This window comes from Actinoplanes teichomyceticus ATCC 31121, assembly GCF_003711105.1.
Classification (GTDB): Bacteria; Actinomycetota; Actinomycetes; order Mycobacteriales; family Micromonosporaceae; genus Actinoplanes; species Actinoplanes teichomyceticus.
In genome coordinates this window covers 6,525,730-6,550,000 of record NZ_CP023865.1, presented here as the reverse complement: position 1 = coordinate 6,550,000, position 24,271 = coordinate 6,525,730, and the positions used below count along the sequence as shown (strand labels likewise).

The window sequence follows — 24,271 nt, the reverse complement described above, 5'->3', positions numbered from 1 at the left end:
GTAGCGAATGAAGGGTGAGAACCCCTTCCGCCGGATGACCAAGGGTTCCAGGGCCAGGCTAATCCGCCCTGGGTGAGTCGGGGCCTAAGGCGAGGCCGAGAGGCGTAGTCGATGGATAACGGGTTGATATTCCCGTACCCGCAAAGGAACGCCCAAGATGAACCCTCCTGTACTAACCACGCAAAGCGCCGGCGGTCTTCGGACCAAGGGCGTGGAGTCTGGGACCTTGGGTGGTAGTAGTTTAGTGATGGGGTGACGCAGGAAGGTAGCTGATCCCGGCCGGTGGTTGTGCCGGGGTAAGCGTGTAGGCCGTGTCATAGGCAAATCCGTGACACATGAGGCTGAGACGTGATGCCGAGCCGTTCTGGTGAAGTCAGTGATCCTATGCTGCCGAGAAAAGCCTCTAGCGATGTTCCGAGCGGCCCGTACCCGAAACCGACACAGGTGGTCAGGTAGAGAATACCGAGGCGACGGGTGAACTGTGGTTAAGGAACTCGGCAAATTGCCCCCGTAACTTAGGGAGAAGGGGGGCCGGACGCGTGAAGCCCCTTGCGGGTGGAGCGTGGTATGGCCGCAGAGAGCAGGGGGAAGCGACTGTTTACTAAAAACACAGGTCCATGCCAAGTCGTAAGACGATGTATATGGACTGACGCCTGCCCGGTGCTGGAACGTTAAGGGGACCTGTTAGCTCTTCGGGGCGAAGCGGAGAACTTAAGCGCCAGTAAACGGCGGTGGTAACTATAACCATCCTAAGGTAGCGAAATTCCTTGTCGGGTAAGTTCCGACCTGCACGAATGGCGTAACGACTTCCCCACTGTCTCAACCACAGGCCCGGCGAAATTGCAGTACGAGTAAAGATGCTCGTTACGCGCGGCAGGACGGAAAGACCCCGGGACCTTTACTATAGCTTGACATTGGTATCTGAATTCGATTGTGTAGGATAGGTGGGAGCCGGTGAAGCTCGGACGCCAGTTCGGGTGGAGGCGTTGTTGAAATACCACTCTGTTGGGTTTGGGTATCTAACTTGCGGCCCTGATCGGGTCGAGGGACAGTGTCTGGTGGGTAGTTTAACTGGGGCGGTTGCCTCCTAAAGGGTAACGGAGGCGCCCAAAGGTTCCCTCAGCCTGGTTGGCAATCAGGTGTTGAGTGTAAGTGCATAAGGGAGCTTGACTGTGAGACTGACGGGTCGAGCAGGGACGAAAGTCGGGACTAGTGATCCGGCACTTGCGTGTGGAAGCGGTGTCGCTCAACGGATAAAAGGTACCCCGGGGATAACAGGCTGATCTTCCCCAAGAGTCCATATCGACGGGATGGTTTGGCACCTCGATGTCGGCTCGTCGCATCCTGGGGCTGTAGCAGGTCCCAAGGGTTGGGCTGTTCGCCCATTAAAGCGGTACGCGAGCTGGGTTTAGAACGTCGTGAGACAGTTCGGTCCCTATCCGCCGTGCGCGTTGGATACTTGAGAAGGGCTGTCCCTAGTACGAGAGGACCGGGACGGACGAACCTCTGGTGTGCCAGTTGTTCCGCCAGGAGCATGGCTGGTTGGCTACGTTCGGAAGGGATAACCGCTGAAAGCATCTAAGCGGGAAGCTCGCTTCGAGATGAGGTATCCCACCACCTTTGAGTGGGTAAGGCTCCCAGCTAGACGACTGGGTTGATAGGCCGGAGATGTAAGCACGGTAACGTGTTGAGTTGACCGGTACTAATAGGCCGAGGGCTTAACCACTCTATGCTTTATGCTTAGCGTCCACTGTGTGATTCACAGCAAACGAACAACCATCCCATGCTGCTGTTTGTGGTGTGTGGGTTGCTGGTTGTGGTTTCGCTGATGGCTGTTTCGGTGGTCATAGCGGAGGGGAAACGCCCGGTTACATTCCGAACCCGGTAGCTAAGCCCTCCAGCGCCGATGGTACTGCACTCGGGAGGGTGTGGGAGAGTAGGACGCCGCCGGACTTAACGTTGAGAAAGGCCCACCCCGGACGGGGTGGGCCTTTCTTCGTTTTTGGCCTTTCTGGTTCCTGGCATTCTTCGTCGTGCTCCGGAGAAGTGCGGCCCGCCGGGGCACGCGGGCTTGCCGGAGCGGTGGTCGTCAGATGCCTGCTGTCGGGAGCAGACCGGTCATCCGTTCGGTGGCAGGTCGGTTCGTGGGAAAGGTCGCCTCAACCCGGGCGGTCGGCAACCGATCACGCGAGGCATGCGTAAGTGGACCCTCGGCGCTCTCGTCACCTCGGCGGTCGCCGCCTCGGCCGTCCTCGCCGTCCCTTCCCCCGCCGTCGCCGTCGGCGCGGTGATCGGCGCCGATGCCCCCGGCGCGGTGCCCGGCCGATACATCGTCACCCTGAAGAACCACGGAATGGGTCCCAGCGTGCACAGCCTCGGGGCCGGGCGGCTGCTGCGCAGCTTCCGCGCGATTCCGGGCTTCGCCGCCGAGTTGACCGCCGCCCAGGCGCGCCGCCTGGCCGCCGACCCGGCGGTCCGCTCCGTCGAGCAGGACCGCAGGGTTCGGGTGACGGCCGGGGAGGCGCCGGCCGCGACGGTGCGGGCGGTAGCCGGGAAGGCGCCGGCCGCGACGGTGCGGACGGCAGCCGGGGAGGTGCGGGTGGCGAGCACCCAGCGGACGCCGGCCTGGGGCCTGGACCGGATCGACCAGCGGTCGGTGAACGCCTCAAGGAGCTACACGCCGACCGACGACGGCTCGTCGGTGCACGCCTACGTCATCGACACCGGCATCCGGATCACCCATGCGGAGTTCGGCGGGCGGGCGTCGTACGGCTGGGACTTCGCCGACGGCGACCGCAACGCCGCGGACTGCGACGGGCACGGCACGCACGTGGCCGGCACCATCGGCGGGCTCACCTACGGTGTCGCCAAGAAGGTGCGGCTGGTGGCGGTGCGGGTGCTGAACTGCCAGGGCGAGGGCATGCTGTCCGACGTGATCGACGGCGTCGACTGGGTCACCGAACACGCGATCAAGCCGGCCGTGGCGAACATGAGCGTGGGCGGATCGTCGAGCCCGTCGCTGGACTTCGCGGTGGAGCAGTCGATCGCCTCGGGCGTGACCTACGTGGTGGCGGCCGGCAACGAGAACGACAACGCGGTGTGGAGCAGCCCGGCCGACGTGCCGGCGGCGATCACGGTGGCGGCCACCGACAACCGGGACCGGCGGGCCGCGTTCTCCAACTACGGCAGCCTGGTCGACATCTTCGCGCCCGGTGTGAACATCAGGTCGTCGGTGGCTGCGAGCAACACCGCGACGGCGCTCTACAGCGGCACGTCGATGGCCACCCCGCACGTGGCCGGCGCCGCGGCGCTGATCCTGGACGCGAGCCCGAAGCTGACCCCGGTGCAGGTGCGCAACCGGCTGGTCGCGAACGCCACCACCGGCAAGGTCACCGACCGGCGCGGTACGCCCAACCGGCTGCTGTTCGTCCCGGCGCCGCCCGCCAGGCCGGTGATCGCGACGTCTCGCGTGGCCGCGGGCAGGGTCGGTACGCCGTACTCCGGGAGATTGGCCCTGACCGCGGCCCGGACCGGCGTCTGGCAGGTGGCCGGCGGCAGCATGCCGCCCGGGCTGTCGCTGACGTCCGCCGGAACGATTGCCGGAACGCCGAGGAGGCCCGGCGTCTACGCGGTGACCGTGCGGTTCACCGACTACGTGCCGCAGGCGGTGACCCGGCGGATCGTTGTCCCGGTGGTGGCCGACACCCCGGTGATCGACGCCGAACTGCCGGGCGCCGAGGCGGGCACGGATTACACGGCGCGGCTGTCCACGGCGGACCGCCGGGACGGCACCTGGACGCTGGTGTCGGGCGCGCTGCCGGCCGGGCTCGGCCTGGACGGATCGGGCCTGATCAGCGGGGTGCCGGCGGCGTCGGCGGGGGAGACCGCGACGTTCACGGTCCGCTTCACCGACGGCTGGGGCAACACCGCGACCAGGCAGTACACGCTGGCGGTGAGCGCCGGGGCGTAGGGCTGACCGGGACCGGGCCGCGTCGACGCCCGGTCCCGCCGGCTACCAGTCGAGCGCCGCCGCGTACTTCTGGGCGATCGGTACGGACTCCGGCAGGTCGGCCTCGACCACCGGGAGCCCGGGCCGCGCCACGATCGCCCCGAGTTCGACCAGCAGCTGCCGCAGCACCGCCTCCGCGGCGACGGCCTGCGGCGCGATCCCGGCGGTGACCACCGGCACGGCGAATTTCCCGGCCAGCGCCTGGTTCGGCAGCTGGTCCAGCAGCACCTTGAGCACTCCGGTGTAGCTGCCCTTGTACGTCGGGGTCGCCACCACCAGCAGATCCGCGCCGGTCAGCGCCTCCACCGCGGCCGTGGTGGCCGGGTCGCCGCCGGTGAGCAGCCCGGCCCCCAGCTCGCCGACCTCGATGACGGTGGGCGCCGGTGAGCCGTGCCGGGCGGCGAGCGCCTCCCCGACCGCGACGGCCAGGGTGGACGTCCGTGATCCGGCCCGTGGGTTGCCGGACACCACAACGATTCCAGTCATCCGATTCGCGGCGCCCGCAGCGGCACGCCGCGCCTCCTTCCTCCAGAAGCGGGCGGCTGCCGCCCGGCGCAGGTTCGGGTACGAACCGTCATGGTGCCCGGTCGTCGGTCGCCACGGTGGTTTCCGGCCGAGGCGCGCTGGGCGAGCCGGGCCGGCGGTCAGGTGTCTTCCGACGATCCGTCCATCAGTTGGAACAGATCCACCATCGTGGTGGGAAGCGCCGCGGTCAACAGCGATCCCAAATCCTAGTAATGACATGGGCTTGGTGGGATGTGGCGTGCGTGACTACGATGCGGTATGCCTATCTAACAGATAGGAATAATATCCTTGCTGGGCGTCGCCCGATCCGGTGGCGCCGACCGTCGAAGGAGTCGCACATGTCCGCGCTCGCCATCGCCCATCCGCGCGCCCCCCATGCCCGTCCCGATCTGCGGCCGGTTCCGGACCTACCCGAGGAGGCGCCGGTCACCGTCACGATCAGCATCGCCGGTGGGGTCGGTGGCCGGGACCGGGTGCTGGCCGCGCTGCGAGAACTGGTGGATGCCGCCGGTCCAGGCGCCGCGATCGAGCTGGAGCCGCCGGCCGAGTCGCGTGTCGAGGGCGAGATCCGGCTGGATCCGCGGGCGCGCACCGCGCTGCGGGACGGGCGGCGTCTCGACCTCAGCCGGCTGGAGTACGACCTGCTCCTGTTCCTCGCCCAGCACCCCCGTCAGGTGTTCAGCCGGACCCAGCTGCTCACCCATGTCTGGGGTCACCGGCACACCACCAACCGCACCGTCGACGTGCACGTCAGCCGGTTGCGCACCAAGCTGGACGACCCGGAGCTGATCACCACGGTGTACGGCCTGGGCTACCGCCTCGCCGACGACGCGCCGATCGCCGTGCTGGAGCGCTGACTCATCCCGAAGGGGTCATATCCCCGCACTATGGGACGAAGGTTTCCGCAGCTCAACAGGGGCTTGATAACGATTGTTACAGATTGACCAGTCCTTGCAATTGGATCGACCAATTTAAATACTTGCGAGCACTGGCGTACCGGACCGGTATGCCACCTACCCAATCCCCCTGGGAGGAAACCGTGCTCAACCCGAAGCTTCGCCGACCGATCGTCGGCCTGGCCGTCGGCATTCTCGTGGGCAGCGCCTTCGCGGCTACGTCACCCGCCTCGGCTGCCCCGGCCGTGGGTGACGCGTCCTTCGCGCCGTCCGCGCTCGCCAGCAGGCTGGACGACCAGCTCGGTGCTCGTGACGCCGGGTCCTACCTGGACGCCTCCGGCAAGCTGGTGGTCAACGTGACCGACGCGACGACGGCGGCCGAGGTCACGGCGGCCGGGGCGACCCCGCGGTACGTCGCCCGCAGCGGCGCCACCCTCGCGGCGGCCGACGCGACCCTCAAGGCGAGCCTCAAGACCCCCGGTACCGCCTTCGCCGTCGACCCGGTGACCAACCAGGTCGTGGTCAGCTACGACGAGAGCGTGACCGGCGCCAAGCTGGCCGCCGTCAAGGCGACCGTCGCCAAGCTCGGCGACGCCGCCCGGATCGAGAGCATCCCCGGCAAGATCAGCACTCGGATCTCCGGCGGCGACGCGATCTACGCCGGCAGCGGCCGCTGCTCCCTCGGCTTCAACGTGCGCAACAGCGCCGGCACGTACTACTTCCTGACCGCCGGCCACTGCACCAACATCGGCTCGACCTGGACCAACGGCTCGACCACGCTCGGCACCCGGGCCGGCACCAGCTTCCCGGGCAACGACTACGGCATCGTCCGCTACACCAACACGACGATCACCAAGTCCGGCACGGTCGGCTCGCAGGAGATCACCTCCGCCGGCACCCCGGCCGTCGGCGCCACGGTCTACCGGCGCGGTTCCACCACCGGCATCCACTCCGGCCGGGTCACCGCCCTCAACAGCACGGTGAACTACGCCGAGGGTTCGGTCTCCGGCCTGATCCGGACCACCGTCTGCGCCCAGCCCGGCGACAGCGGCGGCTCGCTCTACTCCGGCACCACCGCGCTCGGCCTCACCTCGGGCGGCAGCGGCAACTGCTCCTCCGGCGGCATCACGTACTTCCAGCCGGTCGTCGAGCCGCTGAGCGTCTACGGCGTCTCGGTCTACTGAGCAACGGTTTCATCCCCACGGCCGGCCCTCCCCGAGGGCCGGCCGTGCCACGTCCGACGTTCGGCTGTGGCGGGACGTCGGGTGTGCTTGCGCTCTTCGAGAGTGGTCGTCCGGAGACCCCGGTCGCCACGGCGCCGCCTTCCGCCCGGCTCACCCCCGCGTCGTCGTAGCGGAACACCTGGTCGGCACGCGGCATCCGGGTCTGCTGGTCTCCGCACGGCGGTGCGGCGCGAGGTCCGTGCCGCGGGTCGGGGTCAGGCGCTTCACAGGAGATTCTCACCGATACGACCTGGCCGTCCCGTCCGCAGGCTTCTCAGCCACGCCCTGGCTAGGCCCGGCTGGTGCTCCTGGGAGCGGTGGGCTCAGCTGATGCTCTTGGAAGCCGGGGCGGGGTGCTGTCGGGAGCGCGAGGCCGGGCTGGCGATTGGCAGGGCGGGCGAGGCGGCGCCGGACGAGCGCAGCCCGGGATGGGGCCGCGGTCAGGGCTTGAGGTGGTGGTCCTCGGTGCGTTCCTCGCCGCGCCGGCGCAGCAGCTTCAGGCCGGGCAGGCCGGCGATCGCCAGATGCAGGTCCTCGGTCACCTCGAGCAGCTTGTGCAGGTCCGGGCCGACCTGGTCGAGCTTGCCCAGCAGCGGCATCACGTCGTTCACCAGGTGATCGCGCAGCGCCGGCAGCTCGTCGACCATCCGGATCGCCGCGGTCACCTCCTCCGGGGTGAGCTGGTCGATGAAGCGGGCGGCCAGCGGAGCGGCCTTGCGCAGGGTCGGGGCGTACCCGTCGAGCAGCTCGGTCGTCACGGCGGCGGCCTGCTCGGCCCGCGCGACCACGGCGGACGCCTGCGCCGAGACGGCGGCCGCGTCGGTCACGACGTCGCGCGCCGCGGAGCTGACCGTGCCGGCCTCGCCGACGATGCCGCGGGCCGCGGAGGCGACCTCGCCGACCTCGGTGACGATGCCACGGGCGGTGGCGCTGACTTCGCCGACCTCGGTGACGATGCCGCGGGCGGTGGCGCTGACCTCGCCCACCTCCGCCACGATGTCGTGCGCCGCGGACACGACCGTGCCGACCTCGGTGACGATGCCGCGGGCGGTGGCGCTGACCGCGCCGACCTCGGCGACGATCTCGGCCGCCGAGCTGGTCAGCGTGCCGGCCTCGATGACGATGGTGCCGGCCGCGTCGGCGGTGCCGGCGGCGCGGCGCACCAGGTCGCCGGCGGCCGTGGAGATCGCCCCGGCCTCCTCGACGGTCAGGGCGGCGGCGGTGGCGACGGCCCGGACCTCGGCGATCGTGCTCTCGGCGGAGCTGCTGATCGCCTGGATGTCGGTGACGGCGGCCTCGGCGGCGAGCGCCACCGCGCTGACCCGGCGGATCAGCTCCTCGGCCTGCCCGATCGCCAGGCCGGCCTGGTTGACCAGGAGCTCCGTCTGGCCGAGCAGGTTCATCGCGCGGACCGGCACACTCGCCACGGCGCCCGCGGTCTCGATCACCTGCCCGATCGCGGCGCGCGTGAGGTCGGCGGCGACGCCCGGCGCGGCCAGTGCGACGCGGGACATCTGGACGGCTCGGGACAGCAGGGACGCCATGCCCCTCATTCTGCTCCGTGCGGGCACGTCCCAAACGGTCACGAAGCGTGGCCGTCGCGCGGCTCACTGTGGAAATTCGGATATTAGTGGGCGATCCACAGGAGTCCGGGCACGCATCGGGGTGATCGGCACGGCAGTATGCAGGGGTGCGACGTACGCCGAAGTGGATCGTGATGGTGGTTGCCGTGGTTCTCCTGGGAGGTGCCGGCCTGGTGGGCAAGGGGCTGATCGGCAGCGAGGGAGTCGCCGCGACGTTCTTCGCCGGTGACGCGGCGAGCCCGTCACCGACCCGGCCGAGCCCCGAGGAGCTGGCCAGGATCGAGTGGGCGAAACGGGGCAAGGCGCTGGACGCCGCCCTGACGCGGTACGCCGCCACGGTCCCCGAGTTCTCCGTCGCGGTCCACGACGCCAAGACCGGCGCCACGTACGCGTTCCGCGGTGATGAGCACTACGAGACGGCCAGCGTGGTGAAGGTGCAGGTGCTCGCCTGCCTGCTGCTGACCGTGCAGGACGCCGGCCGCCGGCTGACGGCGTCCGAGGACTCCCGGGCCAATCTGATGATCCGCAACAGCGACAACGACGCGACCACCTCGCTTTTCCACCAGCTCGGCCGGCAGAGCGCGATCAGCCGGTGCAACGAGCGGCTGGGCCTGACCGACACCACGGTGAACAGCGCCTGGGGCCTGACCCGGACCACCGTCCGCGACCAGCTGCGGCTGCTGTCCGAGCTGGTCGACGACGAGGGGCCGCTGTCGGCGCGGGGCCGGGCGTACGTGCGGACCCTGATGGGCACGGTCGCCGCCGACCAGAACTGGGGCGTCCCGGCCGCGGCGCGGCAGGGTGAACAGGCCACCGTGAAGAACGGCTGGTTGCAGCGCTCCACCGAGAACAACCTCTGGATCATCAACTCGGTGGGCCGGATCACCGGCGACGGCGTGGACGTCTCCGTCGCGGTGCTGTCACACCGGCACCAGAGCCGGCTGGGCGGCATCGCGGTGGTCGAGAAGGTGGTCGGGACGACCCGGTCGTACCTCAGGTACTAGCCGCCCCCCGGCGCGCGTTCCACCAGGTGACCGCCCGGTTCACCAGCAGGATCAGGATGATCGCGGCGAGCACGCCCTGCCACGGCTCGGGGAAGATCGAGCCGCCGGCCAGGCCGATCGCCGCGTAGACCACCGCCCACAGGGCGCAGGCGGGCAGGTTGGCGACCACGAACGTACGCCAGGACAGGCCGGCGAACGCGGCGGCCAGCAGCACCGGCACCCGTCCGCCCGGCAGCAGCCGGGACACCAGCAGCACCGGGACCTGCCGGTCCCGCAGCCGGGCCTTCACCGCCGCCAGGTGCTCCCCGTCGCGCAGCCAGCGCAGCCGGCGGGCCAGCTGCTCGCCGCCGAACCGGCACATCCCGTACATCGCCAGGTCGCCCACGTAGGCGCCGGCCGCGCCGGCGGCGACCACCAGGAGCATGGTGACCGGGCGGCCCTCGTGGAAGGCCAGGGCGGCCGCCCCGCTGACCGCCGCGCCGGTCGGCACGATCGGCACGATCGCGCCGAAGCACACCACCACGAACAACCAGCCCAGCGCGGCGACGGTGGCGATCACGCGGCCGGCCCGAGGCTCAGCGTCTCGCCGTGCGTCAGCACCCGTACCCGGGTGTCCGGCACGCGTCGCGCGGCGTGCTCGGCGAAGCGCTCGCCGGGTTCGTCGAACAGGTGCCGGCGGACCCGGTCCAGGCCGATCGGCCACAGCGTGCCGTAGTGCACCGGCACCGCCCAGGACGCCTTCACCCGGCGCAGCGCCTCGGCCGCGTCCGCCGCGTCCAGGTGGCCGTGCGAGCCCAGGCTCGGCCCCCAGCCGCCGACCGGGATCAGCGCCAGGTCCAGCGGGCCCAGCTCGTGCATCTGCTCGAACAGGCCGGTGTCCCCGGCGTACCAGGTCCGCGAAGCGCCCTCGACCACGAACCCGATGGCCGCGGCCCGCTGGCGCGACCACGGGCCGCGCCCGCCGTCGTGCCGTGCCGGGACGGCGCGGACACGCACCGCGCCGACCGTGACCTCGTCGCCCGGCGCCAGCTCGACGCACCGTCCGGCCGCTTCGGCGCCCAGGGCCCGGGCGGTGAAGGCGGCGGCGCCGCGCGGCACGATCAGCAGCGGCTTTCCGGGTACGGCCCGCAGCGACGCCACGTGGAAGTGATCGGCGTGCAGGTGCGAGAGCAGGATCGCGTCGGGCGCGCCGGGCAGCCGGGGCGGCGGGCCGGCCCGGCGCTTGAGGTGCGCCAGCCGGCCGGTGAGCACCGGGTCGGTGAGCAGGGTGACACCCGAATCGGCGAGCCACACCGTGCTGTGCCCCCACCAGGTGACCGCTGTCGTGCTCACCGGGCCACGCCACCCAGGTGCCGCCGCAGCGCCTGAGCGCACCGGCGCGCGTAGGCGTGCTGCGCCAGCACCGCGAACGGGCCGGTCAGCCGCATCAGCGCGCCGGCCGGCCGGCTGAACGCGGTCACCGCGAAGAACACCCGGCCCTGCGGGTCGCGCTCGACCACGAACGCCTCCTCGCCGGTGGCCGGGTGGCCCGGCAGGGTGCCGTATCCGAAACCGATCCGGTCCTCCTCGCGGGTGACCCAGACCACCTCGCAGGGGGCGCGGAGCGGGCCGAGGCCGATGGTCAGCCGGACGCCGGGCGCGGCGCGCTCGGCCTCGGTGCGGATCCGGGCGCCGGTGGCGCGGTGCATCCGGAAGGTCAGCACGGCCTCGCCGGCGGCCGCGAAAACCGCCGGACCGGCTCCGATCCACCGTCGGTAGCGCAGGTGGCGGTAGCCGTCCGGCAGCGGTCCGGTGCGGGTGCGGCCGATCTCGGGGTACGTCAAGCGGGTCACCTGAGAAAGTGTGCCCGTCCCGGGACGCAATGATTCCTGAGTCGCAGCTGTGACATGTCTCCGGCACACTGAGCCCGTGACAGGACCCCGCTCCGCCGTTGTGGTGAATCCCAGCAAGGTGGCCGATGTCGATCAGCTGCGGCGCACCATCAGCTCGGGCCTGAGCAAGGCCGGCTGGCCGGCGCCCGCGTGGTACGAGACCACCCCCGGCGACCCGGGCCGCGGCCAGGCGAGGCGGGCCGTGGCCGAGGGCGCCGAGCTGGTCTTCGCCTGTGGCGGCGACGGCACCGTGACCGCCGTGGCCACCGCGCTGACCGGCACCGACGTGGCGCTGGCCGTGCTGCCGGCCGGTACCGGCAACCTGCTCGCCGCCAACCTGGGGCTGGGCACCGACCCGGCGGCCGGGCTGCAGGTGGCCCTGGAGGGCGGCCGGCGCCGGATCGACGTCGGAGTGATCGACGACCAGTGCTTCGTGGTGATGGCCGGGATGGGCTTCGACGCGATGATGCTGCAGGACACCTCGGAGCGGGCGAAGAAGCACATCGGCTGGCCGGCGTACGTGTTCGGGGCGGCCAAGCACCTGCTGGACCGGCCGATGCGGGTGCGGATCCGGCTGGACGGCGGGGCGCCGATGCCGCGCCGGCCGCGTACCGTGATCGTCGGCAACGTGGGCCGGTTGCAGGGCGGGGTGCGGCTGCTGAAACGGGCCGCGCCGGACGACGGCCAGCTGGACGTGGCCGTCATCAGCCCGAACAACCTGTTCTCCTGGGCCCGGCTGATCGCGGCGGTGGCCAGCCGCCGTGAACGGGTGCCGAAGATGGAGACGTTCACCGCCTCCCGGGTGGAGATCTACAGCAACCGGGCGCAGCCGCGGCAGCTGGACGGCGATCTCATCGCGCCGGGCAAGGCCATGAAGATCTCGGTACGCCATCGGGCCCTGCTGCTGTGCGTCCCGCAGCCGGACGCCGATCCGGACCTGGCCCACGACGCCTCGGCGGCGGCGCGACGGGCGCACCGGTCGTGAGCAGCACCGAGCCGGTCCCGGAGACCCGCACCATGTCCGGCGACGAGCTGTCGGCCGACGACGCCTTCCTGGCGTTGCGGCACTACGGCAGGTGGCCGCTGGTGCGCGACGCGTTCATCCGGTTCCGGTACGGGGACGGGTTCAGCCACTCCCGCGCCTTCGCGCTGCAGCTGTGCCTGGCCATCGTCCCGTTCCTGATCGCACTCTCCGGCCTCGCCACCGACCTGGGCGTGGAGTCCGGCGGCCAGGTGGTCGCGGACACCGTGATCGCGCTGACCCCGCGCGCCAGCGACCCGCTGGTGCGGGAGCTGCTGCAGGACGACGACCGTACCGAGGAGGCCGGCGAGGTCGCGCTGACCCTGGGTCTGATCACCGGCGTGGTCGCGCTGGTCACCGCGATGGCCCAGGTCGAGCGGGGCGCGAACCGCATCTACGGGGTGGAACGCGACCGCCCGGCGCTGCGCAAGTACCTGCGCGCCACGGTCCTCGCCCTCGGGGCCGGCCTGCCGGCGCTGTTCGGCTTCCTGCTGCTGGTCGCCGGGCGCGCCGCCGGCGAGTCCGCGGAGGAGCACTTCGACATGCCCGGGACGCTGCGGGTGGCCTGGGACGTGGTGCGCTGGCCGCTCAGCCTGGCCCTGATCATCTTCGCGGTCGGGGTGCTGTTCCGGCACTCGCCGCGCCGCAAGCAGCCGGCCCTGTCCTGGCTGCTGTTCGGCGCGGTGCTGGCGACCGTGCTGTGGTGGCTGGCCAGCCTGATGCTGGCCGGCTACATCCGGCTCAGCGGCAGCTTCGACGCCACCTACGGCCAGCTCACCGCGATCATGGCGCTGCTGCTGTGGGCGAACCTGACCGGGATCGCGTTCTTCCTCGGGCTGGCCTTCGCCGCCCAGCTGGAGGCGCGCCGGGTCGGCGCCCGGCCGGCGCAACCCGATCAGTGGGAACCCGCCCCGGAGGTGCCGGAGCAACGCCCGCCCGGTGTACCGGCCGAGCCGGGCGGGTAAGAACGCGGCACCCGACCCGATGGAGCCTGCCGTGACCGATGACAACCGTGTGGTGGAACGCACCGGCTGGGCGCCGGTCCGGCACTTCGCCGAGCGCAGCGTTCTCGGCCTGATCGCGGTGATCGCGGTCGGTCTCGGGTTCGCCACGCTGCTGCTGCTCGTGCGGTTCCACTGGTCGCCGCTGCAGAGCCTGGACCACGCGGTCGCCGACGGCCTGAACCACCAGGTGGCCGGTTCGGACACCCGGGTGAAGGCGCTGCGGGAGATCTCCTCGTTCGGCGGGCGCGGCTTCATGATCCCGCTGGTGGCGGTGGTGGTCGCGGCGCTGCTGATCCGCCGCCGGCCCCGCCCCGCCCTCTACCTGGTGATCACCGGGCTCGGCGCGATGATCCTGGACCCGTCGTTGAAGGTCCTGGTCGGACGGCTGCGCCCGGTGGTCGAGTCGCCGGTCGCGCACGCCCCCGGCCACAGCTTCCCGAGCGGGCACGCGCTCGGCTCGATGGTCGTCTACGGGATGCTCGCCCTGGTCCTGCTGGCGGGTGTCCGGCCCCGGTGGCGGCCCTGGTTCCTCGGGCTGTGCGCGCTGATCGTGGCGCTGATCGGGTTCAGCCGGATCGCGCTGGGCGTGCACTTCCTCTCCGACGTGGTGGCCGGGTGGCTGCTCGGGATCGCCTGGATCAGCGTCACGGCGTACGCGTTCCGGCTGTGGCGGCGTGAGACCGGGCATCCGGCGCCGCGGCCGATCCGCGACGGCCTGGAGCCGGAGGCGGCCCCGGACCTGCGGCTCGCGCCCGCCGAGGAGGTCATCCTGCCGCACCCGTGGGCCAAGGGCGCGGAGATCCTGGTCGGCTGGGTGCTCACCTTCGGGCTGCTCTACACGGTCGGGTACGCCCTGACCACCTGGACCCCCGGCACCTGGCTGGGCCGGTTCGACGACGGCGTGCCGCGCTGGCTGCAGACCTTCCGTACCCCGGCGCTCGACGACCTGAGCTGGCTGTGGAGCAAGGCCGGCGACACACACGCGATCCTCGCCGTCTGCCTGATCTTCTGCCCGCTGGCGCTGGCCCTGTGGCGGCAGTGGCGCCCGGTCCTGTTCCTGGTGCTCACCATGGTCGGCGAGCTCACCCTGTTCCTGACCACCGCCGCCGCGGTGGACCGCCCGCGGCCGCCGGTCGAGCAGCTGGACGGCCGGATGCCGACCTCGTCGTTCCCGTCCGGGCACATCGCCGCGACGATCTGCCTGTGGACCGCCATCGCGATCATCGTGATGGCCCGGGTCCGCAAGCCGTGGCGGTGGGTGTTCCCGGTGCTGGCCGTGCTGATGCCGGTCGGGGTGGCACTGTCGCGGATGTACCGGGGGATGCATCACCCGACCGACGTGCTCGGCGCGGTTCTGCTCACCGCGGCCTGGATCGGTGTGCTGTGGTGGACCGTGCGACCCAACGCGAACGCCGTCACCGCCACCGAGGCGGCGCTGGCCAACCGGCAGCTGGTGGTGGCCTGATGCGGATGATGACCTGGAACATCAAGACCGGGGGAGTCGACCGCGGGCAGCGGTTCCGCCTGCCGGACATCGCCGAGGTGATCCGCGCCGAGAAACCGGACGTGCTCGCCCTGCAGGAGCTGCGCGACTTCACCCGCAACGACGGGCGCCGGATGAACGAGCTGGCCGGCGCGGTCGGGATGACCGCGCACCTGGCCCGGTCGGCGTTCGGGATGCCGGTCGCGGTGCTGGTCCGGGCCCCGCTGCGGATCACCCACACGGCCAGCGTGACCTGGCGGCTGCACCACGCGGCGGCGGTGGCCGTGGTGGACACCGGCTCGGCGCCGCTCACCGTGATCAGCGCGCACCTGGATCCGTTCTGGCCGTACCGGCGGATGCGGGAGGCGCGCTGGCTGGCCGCCCGTTACGTGAAGGGCTCACACGTGGTGCTGGCCGGCGACCTGAACGGCCTGGACCCGGTCGGCGACCACACCGAGGCGCTGGCCAGCCAGCACTCCCTGTTCCGGCGGCGCCATCTGCACGCCGACGGCAGCGTGGACAGCCGGGCGGTGGCGGCGCTGGGCGAGGCCGGGCTGGTCGACCTGTGGGGCACGGCGGGCAGCGGCGATCCGCGTACCGTGCCGACCACGCGGGGCGGCGGACGTGAGTTCGGCGGGATGCGCCTGGACTACGTGCTGGCCACCCCGGAGGTGGCCGGGGGCGCCCACGACATGCGGGTGATCCGGGGTGGGGCGACCGAGCACGCCTCCGACCACTACCCGGTCCGCGTCGAGCTCGACCTCTGAGGGCGTACCGCCGCCCTCACGCCTCGACCGGCTCCGCGCGCGGTGCGGGGCGGGTGGGGTGGCCGCTGTGCGCGCCGGTGACCCCCAGGTCGTACGCCGACTCGCCGTGCACCGCCAGGTCCAGGCCGCCGTGCTCGTGCTCGGGGCTGACCCGGAAGCCGGCCGTCCGGTTCAGCGCCGTGGCGATCAGCCAGGTGGCCGCGAAGGAGAAGAGCGCCACCGTGACCGCGGCCAGCGCCTGCCGCCCGAGCAGCGAGAAGCCGCCGCCGAAGAGCAGCCCGCGCGGCCCGCCGGTGGCCGTGGCGGTGGCCAGCAGGCCGATCAGCACCGTGCCGAGGAAGCCGCCGACGCCGTGCACCCCGGCGACGTCCAGCGAATCGTCCAGGCCGAGCCGGTGCTTGAGGCCGACCGCGTACCCGCAGAGCGCGCCGGCCGCCAGGCCGATCAGCAACGCGCAGACCGGGTTGACCGAGCCGCACGCGGGGGTGATCGCGACCAGGCCCGCCACCGCGCCGGACGCCGCGCCCAGGGTGGTGGCGTGCCCGTCGCGGAGCCGTTCGACCAGCAGCCAGCCGGCGATCCCGGCCGCCCCGGACACCTGGGTGTTGAAGAACGCCAGCGCGGCCGAGCCGTCGGCGGCCAGCGCCGATCCGGCGTTGAACCCGAACCAGCCGAACCAGAGCAGGCCGGCGCCGAGCACCACCAGCGGCAGGCTGTGCGGGCGCATCGGGTCGGAGCGGAAGCCGAGCCGCGGGCCGAGCACGATCGCCAGCGCCAGGCCGGACGCCCCCGAGTTGATCTCCACGACCGTGCCGCCGGCCAGATCGAGGATGCGCAGGTGGTGCGCGATCCAACCGTCCGGGGTGAATACCCAGTGGGCGATCGGGGCGTAGACCAGGGTCACCCAGATCGCCACGAACAGCACCCAGGTGCCGAACTTGGCGCGGTCCGCGATGGCGCCGCTGAGCAGCGCCGCCGTGATGATCGCGAACATCATCTGGAAGGCCGCGAAGACCAGGGTGGGCACCGAGCCGGTGACCGCGTCCGGGCCGATCCCGGCCATCCCGGCCAGGCTCAGGTCGCCGATCAGGCCGGCGCCGGCGTCCGGGCCGAACGCCAGCGAGTAGCCGTAGGTGACCCAGATCGCGCTCACCACGGCCAGCGCCGCGAACGTCATCATCAGCATGTTCAGGGTGCTCTTGATCCGCACCATGCCGCCGTAGAACAGCGCCAGGCCGGGGATCATCAGCAGTACGAGCGCCGCGCTGACCAGCAGCCAGGCGGTGTCCCCGGAATCCGGACTGACGGGCATGCGACCTCCTGGGCCGGTGAGGGTTTCTCGGGTGGCCGCGCTGCCGCAGATCAGCGTCGCTACCGCCGGTTTCCGCCCGGGAACCCGGCAGTTTCCACGGTGTTACAGCCGTCACCCGATCGGTGCCGGCCGGACGCGCGATCGCCGCCGGCCGGGTGCCGGCCAGGCCCGCCCCGGGAGCCGGCCGGCGGCACGGGCCCGCAAGACGGTCATCGCGTGCGGAAAACCCGCATACTCGCGGAATGACGATCGAGTTCCCCTCGCCGACCCGTCCCGCCGCCGGCACGGCGGAGGTCTTCGCGGGTTACCTGGCGTACTTCCGTGAGACCCTGCTGGCCAAGGTCGCCGCCCTCGGGGAGAGCGAGCGGCGCGCCAGCCGCCTGCCCTCCGGCTGGACGCCGATCGAGCTGGTCAAACACCTCCGGTACGTCGAACTGCGCTGGATCGAGTGGGGTTTCGAGGGCGTGCCGTTCGACGACCCGTGGGGTGACCGGAACGTCGACCGGTGGTACGTCGCCCCCGAGGAGACCTTCGCCGAACTCGCCGAGGCGTTGCGGGCCCAGGGCGAGCACACCGCCGAGGTGGTGGCCCGGACCGACCTCAACGCGGTCGGCAAGCCCGGCCCGCGCTGGGACGGCGCCGCGCCGCCCACCCTGGAACGGATCCTGTTCCACCTGGTCCAGGAGTACGCCCGGCACGTCGGGCACCTGGACATCGTGGTCGAACTGGCGGTCGGCGCGGTCGGCGAGTGACCCGTCTCAGACGAACAGGTTCACCACCACGGTGCAGACCAGCACCAGAACCAGGAGCAGGAGGATCATCGCGAGGGGGCGGCGCATGGCGGCTGTCCTTACCCCGCGGCGCGCGTTCACATTCGTGACCGGTCAGGTGACCGGGCCGGCGACCACGCGGTCACGGCCACCGCGCTTGGCGGCGTACAGGTTCCGGTCGGCCTGCGACAGCAGCGCCGACAGCGAGCCGTGCCCGTCCGGCGCGGTGGTGATCCCGATGCTGGTGGTCACCTGCAGGGTGCCGGTGATCGGCCCCCACGGGTACGCGCGCAGCCGCAGCCGCAGCCGCTCGCAGCGGACCGCCGCCTCCTGCGCGCCGACACCCGGGTAGACCAGCAGGAATTCCTCGCCGCCCATCCGGGCGGCGAGGGCCGACCCGGGCGTGGCCTCCTCCAGCAGCTCGGCCACGTGCTGCAGCACGGTGTCGCCGGTGGCGTGCGAGAGGGTGTCGTTGATCCGTTTGAAGTGGTCCAGGTCCACGATGGCCACCGAGATCGGGGCGTGCGCGGCGGCCGCCTCCAGCAGCAGCGCCGGCACCCGCTCGTTCACGTAGCGGCGGTTGTACAGCCCGGTCAGCGCGTCCCGGTGGGCCATCTCGCGGAAGTGCTCGCTGGCCCGGCGCGCCTCGTTGGCGTCGAACACCGCCTGCAGCGCCCGGGCGCGGGCGTCGCGCTGCACCGACAGCAGCGCGGCGGTTTCCGCGTGGAACGCCCGGTGCTCCTCGTACGCCTCGGCGTAACGCCCGGTCGCGGCGTAGAGCGCGGCCTGCTCCTCGCGGGTCCGGGCGCGGATCGCGGCCAGCCCGCGCTCCGCGCAGATGCGCAGGTTGGCGTCGATGGCGGCCTGCGCCTCCGCGTACCGCCCGGCCAGCCGGCGGGCCAGGGCGAGGGTGAGCCGGCACTCGGCGACCGCGTCGCCCTCGTTCGCCGCCACCAGGTCGGCCAGGACCGGGGTGAGCAGCGCCTCGACCTCGTCGTAGTGGCCGCTCATCAGCTCGACGCGGGCCATCGTGTCCAGCTCGTTGGCGCCGAACCGGTGACCGGTCCGGGCCTGGATCTCGTGCATCTCGGCGACCAGCGCGCGCGCCGCCGGCTCGTCGTCGTTCTCGTACGCGCTGTACACCATGTTGTTCAGCGCGAGCAGCGTCATCTCGTGGTCGCCGCCGGCCTTGGCCAGTGCGAGCGCCTCCCGCGCGCGCTGGTCGCCGTCGGCGCGCGAACCGGTCTCCTCCAGCGCCACCGACAGCGACATCAGGTGCTGGGCCCGGATCGAGACCGGCATGTCCTCGGTGAGGTGGGCGACCGCCTGCACCGCGTGCTTGAGCCCGTCGGCGAAGTCGCCGACGTACCGGTAGAAGACCGACAGCTGACGGTGGGCCCGGGCCAGCAGGTGCCGGGAGTTCTGGCGTTCCGCCCAGGCCAGCACCCGGTGCGCGGTCTGCCCGCCCTCGCCGACCCGGCCCTCGCGCAGATCGACCGAGGCCAGCAGCAGCTCCGCCCGCTGGTACAGCTCCTCGGCGCCGAGCTCCTCGGCCCGCCGCCGGATCTCCGTGGCCGGTGTGCGCAGGGTACGGAACTGCGAGCTCGGCCGGCTCTCCAGCTCGGCCACGGCGGCCTCGAGCGCACCGAGCTGGTCCAGCCCGGTGGGGACACAGTTCGCCGTTTCCGTCGTCACTGCCCCTGCTTCCTGTCGTCGCCGTGACCGTCAACACTCCCGTGGCGCGGTGGCAGCGGGGGTCCCGGCCGGGTGCAAACCGGTTGCGCGCTCACCGGGCGGTGCACACCGGCGCGGAGGAGGCCAGCCCGCCGGGCCAGCGCACCGCGACGGTGAAGCAGTAGTTCAGCCGCTGGTTCAGGCTGTACACCTGGAAGTCGGCCGCGCCGGTCGGCAGCCGCTGGAACTCGGCCGGCGCCTGCCCGGCCCGGCCCCCGGAGATCACCACCGGGCCCGTCGCCGCGGCAGGGTACGCCCAGGTGAGGGTCACGCTGGCGCCGTTGTCCCGCAGCGTCACCCGCTGCGGCGAACCGGGCGCACCCGGCCCGGCGGTGACGACCGTCGCCCGGACCGGGGCGGTGCCCGCCGGTGGGGCGTCCGGTGGCGTGCCGGTCCGGTCCGCGTCCGGCAGGGTCACGATCACCACCGCCGCGGCCGTCGCGACACCGCCGGCCAGCGCGGCCGCCAGCAGCGCCGGGTGGCTGCCGCGCTCGCCGAAGGAGCCGACCGGCACGGCGGCCGGGGCGGTGCCGCGCGGCGCCGGCCGGCTGCCCGGGGCGCGGTGGCCGGGCAGCGGTGGCGGGGTGTCCGCCCGGGCGTGCCGGCCGGTCACGTCACCGGGCAGGCTCGGGTCGCTCAGCGGGAACGGCTGCCGGTGGACCGTGCCGTGCGGGTCGGTGGCCCGGCTGTCGGGTGGCGGCTGGATGGCGTCGTCCAGGGTGTCGTCGGGCGCCGCGGGGAACGCCCGCCCGGGCCGCGCCCGCGCCGGATCGGGCACCGTGGGACGGCGCGGGAACGGGCGGAACCGGCCGGGTCGCGGCTGCGTGTCGTCGTCGCGGCCGGGCCGGGTCATCCGGCCGCAGGTGTGCCGGCCGGAGCGTTCGCCGGCGGCCACCGCGGCGGCCTGCCGGGCCAGCGGGTGCCCGGCCGGCAGGTGCAGCTCGCCGAGCCGCCGGGCGGCCGCCAGGTGCTCGCGGGCCGCCGCCTCCCGGCCGCACTCGCGTTCCATCGCGCCCAGCCGGGCCAGCATCTTGATCCCGGCCGGGGCGGCCTCGCCGTACCGGTCGCGGTGCCGCCGCCAGGCGCCGGTCAGCCGGGACCGGGCCGCCGCGCAGTGGCCGGCGGCGTGCTCGGCGGTGGCCAGGTCGGCTTCCGCGGCGAGCAGTCGCGGCGAGTCCGGATCGTCGATCCGGGCCAGCGCGCCGACCAGGTCGTGATAGACCAGAGCGGCCCGGCCGTACTGCCCGACGCGGTACAGGACGGCGGCGTGGGTGGCGGCGGCGGCGATGGTCCGCTCGTCCCGGGGGCCGTGCAGCTGTTCCTCGGCGGCGTGTGCGAAGGCGGCCCAGAGCCGGGCCGACTGCGGGTCGCCGAGGGCGATCAGGACCCGGGCCAACAGGGCCGCGGCGACGGCCAGCTCGGCGGTGGCGCGGCGCGGGTCGGCGTCGGCGCTGCGCAGGATCTCGGTCAGCACGGCCCGGGCACCCGCGAGGTCACCGGCCGACGTCAGGGTCTGGGCCCGGGCGGTGAGTGCGGCGAGCGGTGGAGGCACGTACCTCATAGTGCTCGTGTGACTACCTTAGGTACAAGTCCCGGGGTGTGCCGCGGGGTGCGAAGTGGACGGGGTAGAACAACCGGCATGTCTGTCACGACGGTCAAACGGGAACTGCTGATCCGGCGCCTGCAAGCGTGGGCCCCGGGTGCCCTGCACCGCGGCCGCCGCGCCATCTACCTGCACGGATACGCCGACGCGGACGGCGGGGCGGCGGCCGGGGCGGCGGTCCGGGTGCTCGCCGACCTGCCCGATCTGGCCCGCGGGCGCGAGCTGTCCATGGTGGCCGTCGGCCAGGACATGACGACGATCACTGACCGGCTCGGCGAGGTGCAGCGGCAGGCGGGCGCCGGGGCGGGACTGTCCGTGCTGGGCGTCGGCGGCGGCACGGACGCGCGGTGCGAGGTCGCGCTGCGGGCGGCCGGGGCGAGTGGCGTACCCGTGCTGGGTTTCCTCGACGCCGGGGCGGCGGGCGAACCGCCCGCGGTGCGCACCGTGGCGGCGCTGGCCGCCGGCCGCCCGGCCGAGGCGCTGCTGGTGCTGGCGCCCGGCACCCCGGTCGGGCCGTACCGCGCGGCCGGCTTCCCGCTGGTCACCGCGGCGGAGCTGGCCACCGGGGAGGAGCCCGGGCAGGTGCTGGTGTTCGCGACCGGATCGGGCCGGAGCCTGGAGGGTTTCAAGGAGGCGCTGTGGGCGGTCGACGAGTTCGCCGGGGTGCGCCTGCGTGACCCGGCCGACCCGGAACGCCACCTGATCGACATCTCGCTGCGGCCGCACCCCGGCCCGCTGCGCCGGGAGATCCTGGCATATCTGGCCGAGGTGGGGGCGGCGACGGTGAGCGACCTGCGCACGTTCACGCTGACCGAGACGGTCTACCGGGCCGCGGACGCGACCCGGGTGCTGCATCTGATGCTCGACGCCGGGGTGGTGGCCCGTGAGCCGGAGCACGGCCGGCTCGGTGGCGACGTGCTGATCAGGCCGTCATGAGCGCGACCTGTCCTGCTTCCAGGACAGCGGGCCGGGCAGGTCGACGCGGTGTGCGCGGGTCCGGGAGTTCCAGGACCAGCGGCCGACCTTGAGACTCCACGACGAGAAGCCGTTCTCGGTGAAGTTCAGGACCAGCGGGCCGATCTTCTTGCGGCTGCGGAACACGAGGCCCATCGGAAACGTCTCCTTCGCAGGAACGATTGGTGCGGTGCACGCACGGTTCCCGATCGGACGTTTCGACAAACGTCAGCGTGGCTGCCAGGCGTCCGGGCGGGTGGTCAGCTTGCGCACGTGGGCCGGCATCCGGCCGCTGATCAGCTCGGCCAGGCTCACCTCGTCGACCACCTCGCGGACCGCGGCGCGCACCGCCACCCACAGGCTCGGCAGGTTCTCCGCGGCGCCGGCGTACTGCGTCTCCTCCGGCCGCAGGCCGCGCACGCCGGCCAGCGGGCCGTCGACGGCGCGCAGGATCTGGCCGATCGTCACGTCCCGCGGTGGGTGCGACAGCGTGTATCCACCCTCCGCGCCGCGCTGCGCCCGCACCACCCCGGCGCGGCGCAGATCGGCGAGCACGGCCTCGAGGAACTTGCGAGGCATGTCCTGGTCCTGGGCAATGGCTTGGGCGGACATCAGGGACGGGTAGGCCTGTGCCAAGCTCAGGGCTGCCCGGACCGCGTAGTCGCCGCGCGCGGAGATCTGCACCCGACTATTCTGCCTCGCCCCCGCATCCCGGGTGCACATACCCCAGGGCGATGTGGGAATTCCGGCAGAAGACGGGCGTCCCGGCCGCGGACGCTCACGGTCCGTCCCTTTCCCGGTACGACCGGTGGGGCCGGGGGCGCCCGCCCCACCGGCCGTACCCCGGAAAGGGCGCGGCCACGAGCCGGCCGGAGCCGTTCGCGATTCGGCTAGTCCCAGGGCTGGCGTGGCCCCGGAATCCCGCCCGGGCGGTCGGCGAAGCGGGCCCGGAACTGGCCCGGGCTCAGCCCGGTCTCCCGGTGGAAGAAGCGGCCGAAGTTGGTCGGCTCGCCGAAGCCGAGGCTGCGCCCCACCTCGGCCACCGACAGATCGGTGGCCGCCAGCAGCCGGCGGGCCTGCAGGGCCACCCGGTCGTCGACCACCTGTTTGGCGGTGCGCCCGGTCATCGCCAGGCTGGCCCGGGTCAGGGTGCGGACGGAACATCCGAGCTCGGCGGCGTAGTCCTCGACCCGGCGGCTGTACGCATACCGCGCTTCCAGCCGGCGGCGGAAGCGCTCGAAGGTGCGGCCCTCCACGTTGCCGGGATCGCTGCCGGAGTCGTCCAGCAGCCGCAGCCGCAGCAGCAGGGCGGCGAGCTGGTGGCGCAGCAGCGCGGCGGCGACCCGGCCCGGCGGGCCCGCCACATCGGCGGCGAGGTGGTCCATCGCGGCGCGGAAGACCGCCGGATCCGGCAGGATCAGCGGGCTGCGGGCCGGGCCGACCGGATCGTCGGGCGCCAGGCCGGGAAGCTCGTCCGGCGCGAACAGGCCCGGCCGGAAGACGATCGTCACGGCGTCGCCGGCCGCCGCGGGCGGCGACGCCGGGACGTCGAAGTGGAGGGCCTGCCCGGGGCGCACCCAGAGCAGGGTTCCCGGTCCGGCCAGGTGGGAAGTGAAATCGACGTCGGCTAGCAAGGGCCCAGTGGGGTTCAGCACGAGCGCATGGCACTCGAGCAGCCCGGTGGCGGCTCCGGCCGCCACCGGCAGGGCGCAGGCACCGACCCCCGCCCACTCGGGCGGCGTAGAGGCTGACGCGCGCTCGGCGCGGTGAATGAGTGCTGACATCGTGCCTGACGGTAACCGTCGGAGGGCATCGACGCATCCCTTACTGCACCGACCGGGGTATTTGTCTGATTGGTGCCTCGGTATTCGCTATACGTCCGATTCCGATCCCTTTTTGGAGAGACCGACCTTTCTCGGATAAAGGGCGACCCGCCGGACCGGCAGAGTCCGTGCGGGTCGCCCTTCTCGTCGGTCGCGTATCACCGGCCGGCCAGCAGCCGGTTGACCGCCGCGTCCACATCCAGGTGTTCGGATTCCCGTCCGCGCGGCACCACCACATAGGTGCGCCGCAGGAATCGGACCAGGACACTGCGGGGCACCTCGAACAGCGCATTGCCGTCCGGCGACGACAACGCCAAGGCGACGAAGTCCCCGCGCGGCGTGGCCCACGGCCACACCCGGACATCGCCGATACCCGCCGGCTCGTCGAGCCCGGTGACCAGCAGTTCGCGCGCAAAGGACCAGCTCACGGCTTCCCCACCGGCTGATTCTGCGTGGAACAACACGTGCACCGCGTACGGGTCCGCCGGGTCGTAGCGAAGACTGGCGCGCACCGGCAGTGCCGTCGCGTCTGGCGCTACGAGCCGCAGCGAGGTTTCGACCTCGACGGTCGTTGGACGAATGGTACTCATGGACGAACTCCCCCCGGCACCGCTGCGAGGCTGGTGAACCCCGCGTTTCCCATACTCAGGTGATCCCTGTCGTTACGCTCCGCCATACGCTGATCTCAC

22 protein-coding genes and 2 rRNA genes (1 of these 24 cut by a window edge) are annotated in these 24,271 nt (G+C 72.2%); 12 read left to right on the top strand and 12 right to left on the bottom strand.

What is annotated here, in order from left to right; translation table 11 throughout:
• From ACTEI_RS28755 to ACTEI_RS28745, 3 genes are all read left to right on the top strand, one after another.
• Nucleotides 1–1,726 (top strand): 23S ribosomal RNA (locus tag ACTEI_RS28755) (it extends 1,382 nt beyond the left edge of the window).
• A gap of 110 nt (nt 1,727–1,836) precedes the next feature.
• Nucleotides 1,837–1,953, top strand: a 5S ribosomal RNA gene (gene rrf / locus ACTEI_RS28750).
• 241 nt (nt 1,954–2,194) lie between these two features.
• Nucleotides 2,195–3,970: a S8 family peptidase gene (locus ACTEI_RS28745; protein WP_122980512.1), complete on the top strand. Its 1,776-nt coding sequence runs from the start codon at nt 2,195–2,197 to the stop codon at nt 3,968–3,970.
• 42 nt (nt 3,971–4,012) lie between these two features.
• Here the strand turns inward: ACTEI_RS28745 and ACTEI_RS28740 are convergent, their stop codons facing one another.
• Entirely contained in the window at nt 4,013–4,477 is a 465-nt protein-coding gene (locus tag ACTEI_RS28740; protein WP_239082725.1) for an NADPH-dependent FMN reductase, read from the bottom strand.
• A gap of 395 nt (nt 4,478–4,872) precedes the next feature.
• Between ACTEI_RS28740 and ACTEI_RS28735 the strand changes: the two genes are divergently transcribed.
• Nucleotides 4,873–5,391, top strand: a complete 519-nt coding sequence (locus ACTEI_RS28735) for a winged helix-turn-helix domain-containing protein (protein ID WP_122980510.1) — start codon at nt 4,873–4,875, stop codon at nt 5,389–5,391.
• Nucleotides 5,392–5,573: 182 nt separating this feature from the next.
• Nucleotides 5,574–6,614, top strand: a complete 1,041-nt coding sequence (locus ACTEI_RS28730; protein WP_187646013.1) for a S1 family peptidase — start codon at nt 5,574–5,576, stop codon at nt 6,612–6,614.
• 479 nt (nt 6,615–7,093) lie between these two features.
• Here the strand turns inward: ACTEI_RS28730 and ACTEI_RS28725 are convergent, their stop codons facing one another.
• Complete coding sequence (locus ACTEI_RS28725; RefSeq protein ID WP_122980508.1) at nt 7,094–8,197, bottom strand: hypothetical protein; 1,104 nt, start codon at nt 8,195–8,197, stop codon at nt 7,094–7,096.
• 185 nt (nt 8,198–8,382) lie between these two features.
• On the opposite strand from ACTEI_RS28725, the gene ACTEI_RS28720 reads away from it, so the two are divergent.
• A complete protein-coding gene (locus ACTEI_RS28720; protein ID WP_239082724.1) occupies nt 8,383–9,240 on the top strand; it encodes a serine hydrolase in 858 nt (285 codons plus the stop codon).
• On the opposite strand, the gene ACTEI_RS28715 is transcribed toward ACTEI_RS28720, so the two are convergent.
• The 3 genes from ACTEI_RS28715 to ACTEI_RS28705 are packed head-to-tail and all read right to left on the bottom strand — an operon-like array spanning nt 9,230 to nt 11,072.
• Nucleotides 9,230–9,799, bottom strand: a complete 570-nt coding sequence (locus tag ACTEI_RS28715; RefSeq protein WP_122980506.1) for a DedA family protein — start codon at nt 9,797–9,799, stop codon at nt 9,230–9,232. The genes ACTEI_RS28720 and ACTEI_RS28715 overlap by 11 nt on opposite strands.
• On the bottom strand, nt 9,796–10,572 hold the full coding sequence (locus ACTEI_RS28710) for an MBL fold metallo-hydrolase (protein ID WP_122980505.1): 777 nt from the start codon (nt 10,570–10,572) through the stop codon (nt 9,796–9,798). The genes ACTEI_RS28715 and ACTEI_RS28710 overlap by 4 nt, the downstream gene beginning before the upstream one ends.
• On the bottom strand, nt 10,569–11,072 hold the full coding sequence (locus ACTEI_RS28705; protein WP_122980504.1) for a DUF1990 domain-containing protein: 504 nt from the start codon (nt 11,070–11,072) through the stop codon (nt 10,569–10,571). The genes ACTEI_RS28710 and ACTEI_RS28705 overlap by 4 nt, the downstream gene beginning before the upstream one ends.
• Nucleotides 11,073–11,148: 76 nt before the next feature.
• On the opposite strand from ACTEI_RS28705, the gene ACTEI_RS28700 reads away from it, so the two are divergent.
• From ACTEI_RS28700 to ACTEI_RS28685, 4 genes are read left to right on the top strand one after another with little or no spacing between them, the layout of a single operon-like run.
• Nucleotides 11,149–12,096, top strand: coding sequence for a diacylglycerol/lipid kinase family protein (locus ACTEI_RS28700; protein ID WP_122980503.1), 948 nt, complete (start codon nt 11,149–11,151; stop codon nt 12,094–12,096).
• Nucleotides 12,093–13,097, top strand: a complete 1,005-nt coding sequence (locus tag ACTEI_RS28695; protein WP_122980502.1) for a YihY/virulence factor BrkB family protein — start codon at nt 12,093–12,095, stop codon at nt 13,095–13,097. The genes ACTEI_RS28700 and ACTEI_RS28695 overlap by 4 nt, the downstream gene beginning before the upstream one ends.
• A 19-nt stretch (nt 13,098–13,116) precedes the next feature.
• Entirely contained in the window at nt 13,117–14,601 is a 1,485-nt protein-coding gene (locus ACTEI_RS28690; protein WP_122982469.1) for a phosphatase PAP2 family protein, read from the top strand.
• Complete coding sequence (locus ACTEI_RS28685; RefSeq protein WP_187646011.1) at nt 14,601–15,386, top strand: endonuclease/exonuclease/phosphatase family protein; 786 nt, start codon at nt 14,601–14,603, stop codon at nt 15,384–15,386. Before ACTEI_RS28690 ends, ACTEI_RS28685 begins: the two co-directional genes overlap by 1 nt.
• 16 nt (nt 15,387–15,402) lie before the next feature.
• On the opposite strand, the gene ACTEI_RS28680 is transcribed toward ACTEI_RS28685, so the two are convergent.
• Nucleotides 15,403–16,698 (bottom strand): ammonium transporter, encoded by a 1,296-nt coding sequence (locus ACTEI_RS28680; protein WP_122980501.1) that lies wholly within the window; start codon nt 16,696–16,698, stop codon nt 15,403–15,405.
• A 242-nt stretch (nt 16,699–16,940) separates the two neighbouring features.
• Between ACTEI_RS28680 and ACTEI_RS28675 the strand changes: the two genes are divergently transcribed.
• Nucleotides 16,941–17,450 (top strand): mycothiol transferase, encoded by a 510-nt coding sequence (locus ACTEI_RS28675; protein WP_122980500.1) that lies wholly within the window; start codon nt 16,941–16,943, stop codon nt 17,448–17,450.
• Between the two features lie 132 nt (nt 17,451–17,582).
• Here ACTEI_RS28675 and ACTEI_RS28670 read toward each other — a convergent pair whose 3' ends face one another.
• Entirely contained in the window at nt 17,583–19,163 is a 1,581-nt protein-coding gene (locus ACTEI_RS28670; protein ID WP_122980499.1) for a tetratricopeptide repeat-containing diguanylate cyclase, read from the bottom strand.
• Nucleotides 19,164–19,254: 91 nt separating this feature from the next.
• A complete protein-coding gene (locus ACTEI_RS28665; protein WP_122980498.1) occupies nt 19,255–20,763 on the bottom strand; it encodes a fibronectin type III domain-containing protein in 1,509 nt (502 codons plus the stop codon).
• 78 nt (nt 20,764–20,841) lie between these two features.
• Here ACTEI_RS28665 and ACTEI_RS28660 point away from each other — a divergent pair, with 78 nt between their 5' ends.
• Nucleotides 20,842–21,741 carry a hypothetical protein gene (locus ACTEI_RS28660; protein ID WP_122980497.1) on the top strand — a complete coding sequence of 300 codons (900 nt, stop codon included), beginning with the start codon at nt 20,842–20,844 and terminating at the stop codon, nt 21,739–21,741.
• On the opposite strand, the gene ACTEI_RS28655 is transcribed toward ACTEI_RS28660, so the two are convergent.
• The 4 genes from ACTEI_RS28655 to ACTEI_RS28640 form a co-directional block, all read right to left on the bottom strand.
• Nucleotides 21,736–21,915, bottom strand: a complete 180-nt coding sequence (locus tag ACTEI_RS28655; protein WP_122980496.1) for a DUF4236 domain-containing protein — start codon at nt 21,913–21,915, stop codon at nt 21,736–21,738. The genes ACTEI_RS28660 and ACTEI_RS28655 overlap by 6 nt on opposite strands.
• A 72-nt stretch (nt 21,916–21,987) precedes the next feature.
• Entirely contained in the window at nt 21,988–22,443 is a 456-nt protein-coding gene (locus ACTEI_RS28650) for an RrF2 family transcriptional regulator (protein ID WP_122980495.1), read from the bottom strand.
• 206 nt (nt 22,444–22,649) lie between these two features.
• The gene (locus tag ACTEI_RS28645; protein WP_372443315.1) at nt 22,650–23,393 is read right to left on the bottom strand and encodes a helix-turn-helix domain-containing protein; all 744 of its coding nucleotides are present in this window, start codon (nt 23,391–23,393) and stop codon (nt 22,650–22,652) included.
• Between the two features lie 347 nt (nt 23,394–23,740).
• Complete coding sequence (locus tag ACTEI_RS28640) at nt 23,741–24,172, bottom strand: SsgA family sporulation/cell division regulator (RefSeq protein WP_020514863.1); 432 nt, start codon at nt 24,170–24,172, stop codon at nt 23,741–23,743.
• Between the last annotated feature and the right edge of the window lie 99 nt (nt 24,173–24,271).

Excerpts from the sequence above, each read along its gene's own strand:
- ACTEI_RS28745 (WP_122980512.1), top strand. The coding sequence starts at position 2,195 with ATGCGTAAGTGGACCCTCGGCGCTCTCGTCACCTCGGCGGTCGCCGCC.
- ACTEI_RS28735 (WP_122980510.1), top strand. The coding sequence starts at position 4,873 with ATGTCCGCGCTCGCCATCGCCCATCCGCGCGCCCCCCATGCCCGTCCC.
- ACTEI_RS28725 (WP_122980508.1), bottom strand. The coding sequence starts at position 8,197 with ATGGCGTCCCTGCTGTCCCGAGCCGTCCAGATGTCCCGCGTCGCACTG.
- ACTEI_RS28690 (WP_122982469.1), top strand. The coding sequence starts at position 13,117 with ATGGAGCCTGCCGTGACCGATGACAACCGTGTGGTGGAACGCACCGGC.
- ACTEI_RS28685 (WP_187646011.1), top strand. The coding sequence starts at position 14,601 with ATGCGGATGATGACCTGGAACATCAAGACCGGGGGAGTCGACCGCGGG.
- ACTEI_RS28680 (WP_122980501.1), bottom strand. The coding sequence starts at position 16,698 with ATGCCCGTCAGTCCGGATTCCGGGGACACCGCCTGGCTGCTGGTCAGC.
- ACTEI_RS28675 (WP_122980500.1), top strand. The coding sequence starts at position 16,941 with ATGACGATCGAGTTCCCCTCGCCGACCCGTCCCGCCGCCGGCACGGCG.
- ACTEI_RS28665 (WP_122980498.1), bottom strand. The coding sequence starts at position 20,763 with ATGAGGTACGTGCCTCCACCGCTCGCCGCACTCACCGCCCGGGCCCAG.
- ACTEI_RS28660 (WP_122980497.1), top strand. The coding sequence starts at position 20,842 with ATGTCTGTCACGACGGTCAAACGGGAACTGCTGATCCGGCGCCTGCAA.
- ACTEI_RS28655 (WP_122980496.1), bottom strand. The coding sequence starts at position 21,915 with ATGGGCCTCGTGTTCCGCAGCCGCAAGAAGATCGGCCCGCTGGTCCTG.
- ACTEI_RS28640 (WP_020514863.1), bottom strand. The coding sequence starts at position 24,172 with ATGAGTACCATTCGTCCAACGACCGTCGAGGTCGAAACCTCGCTGCGG.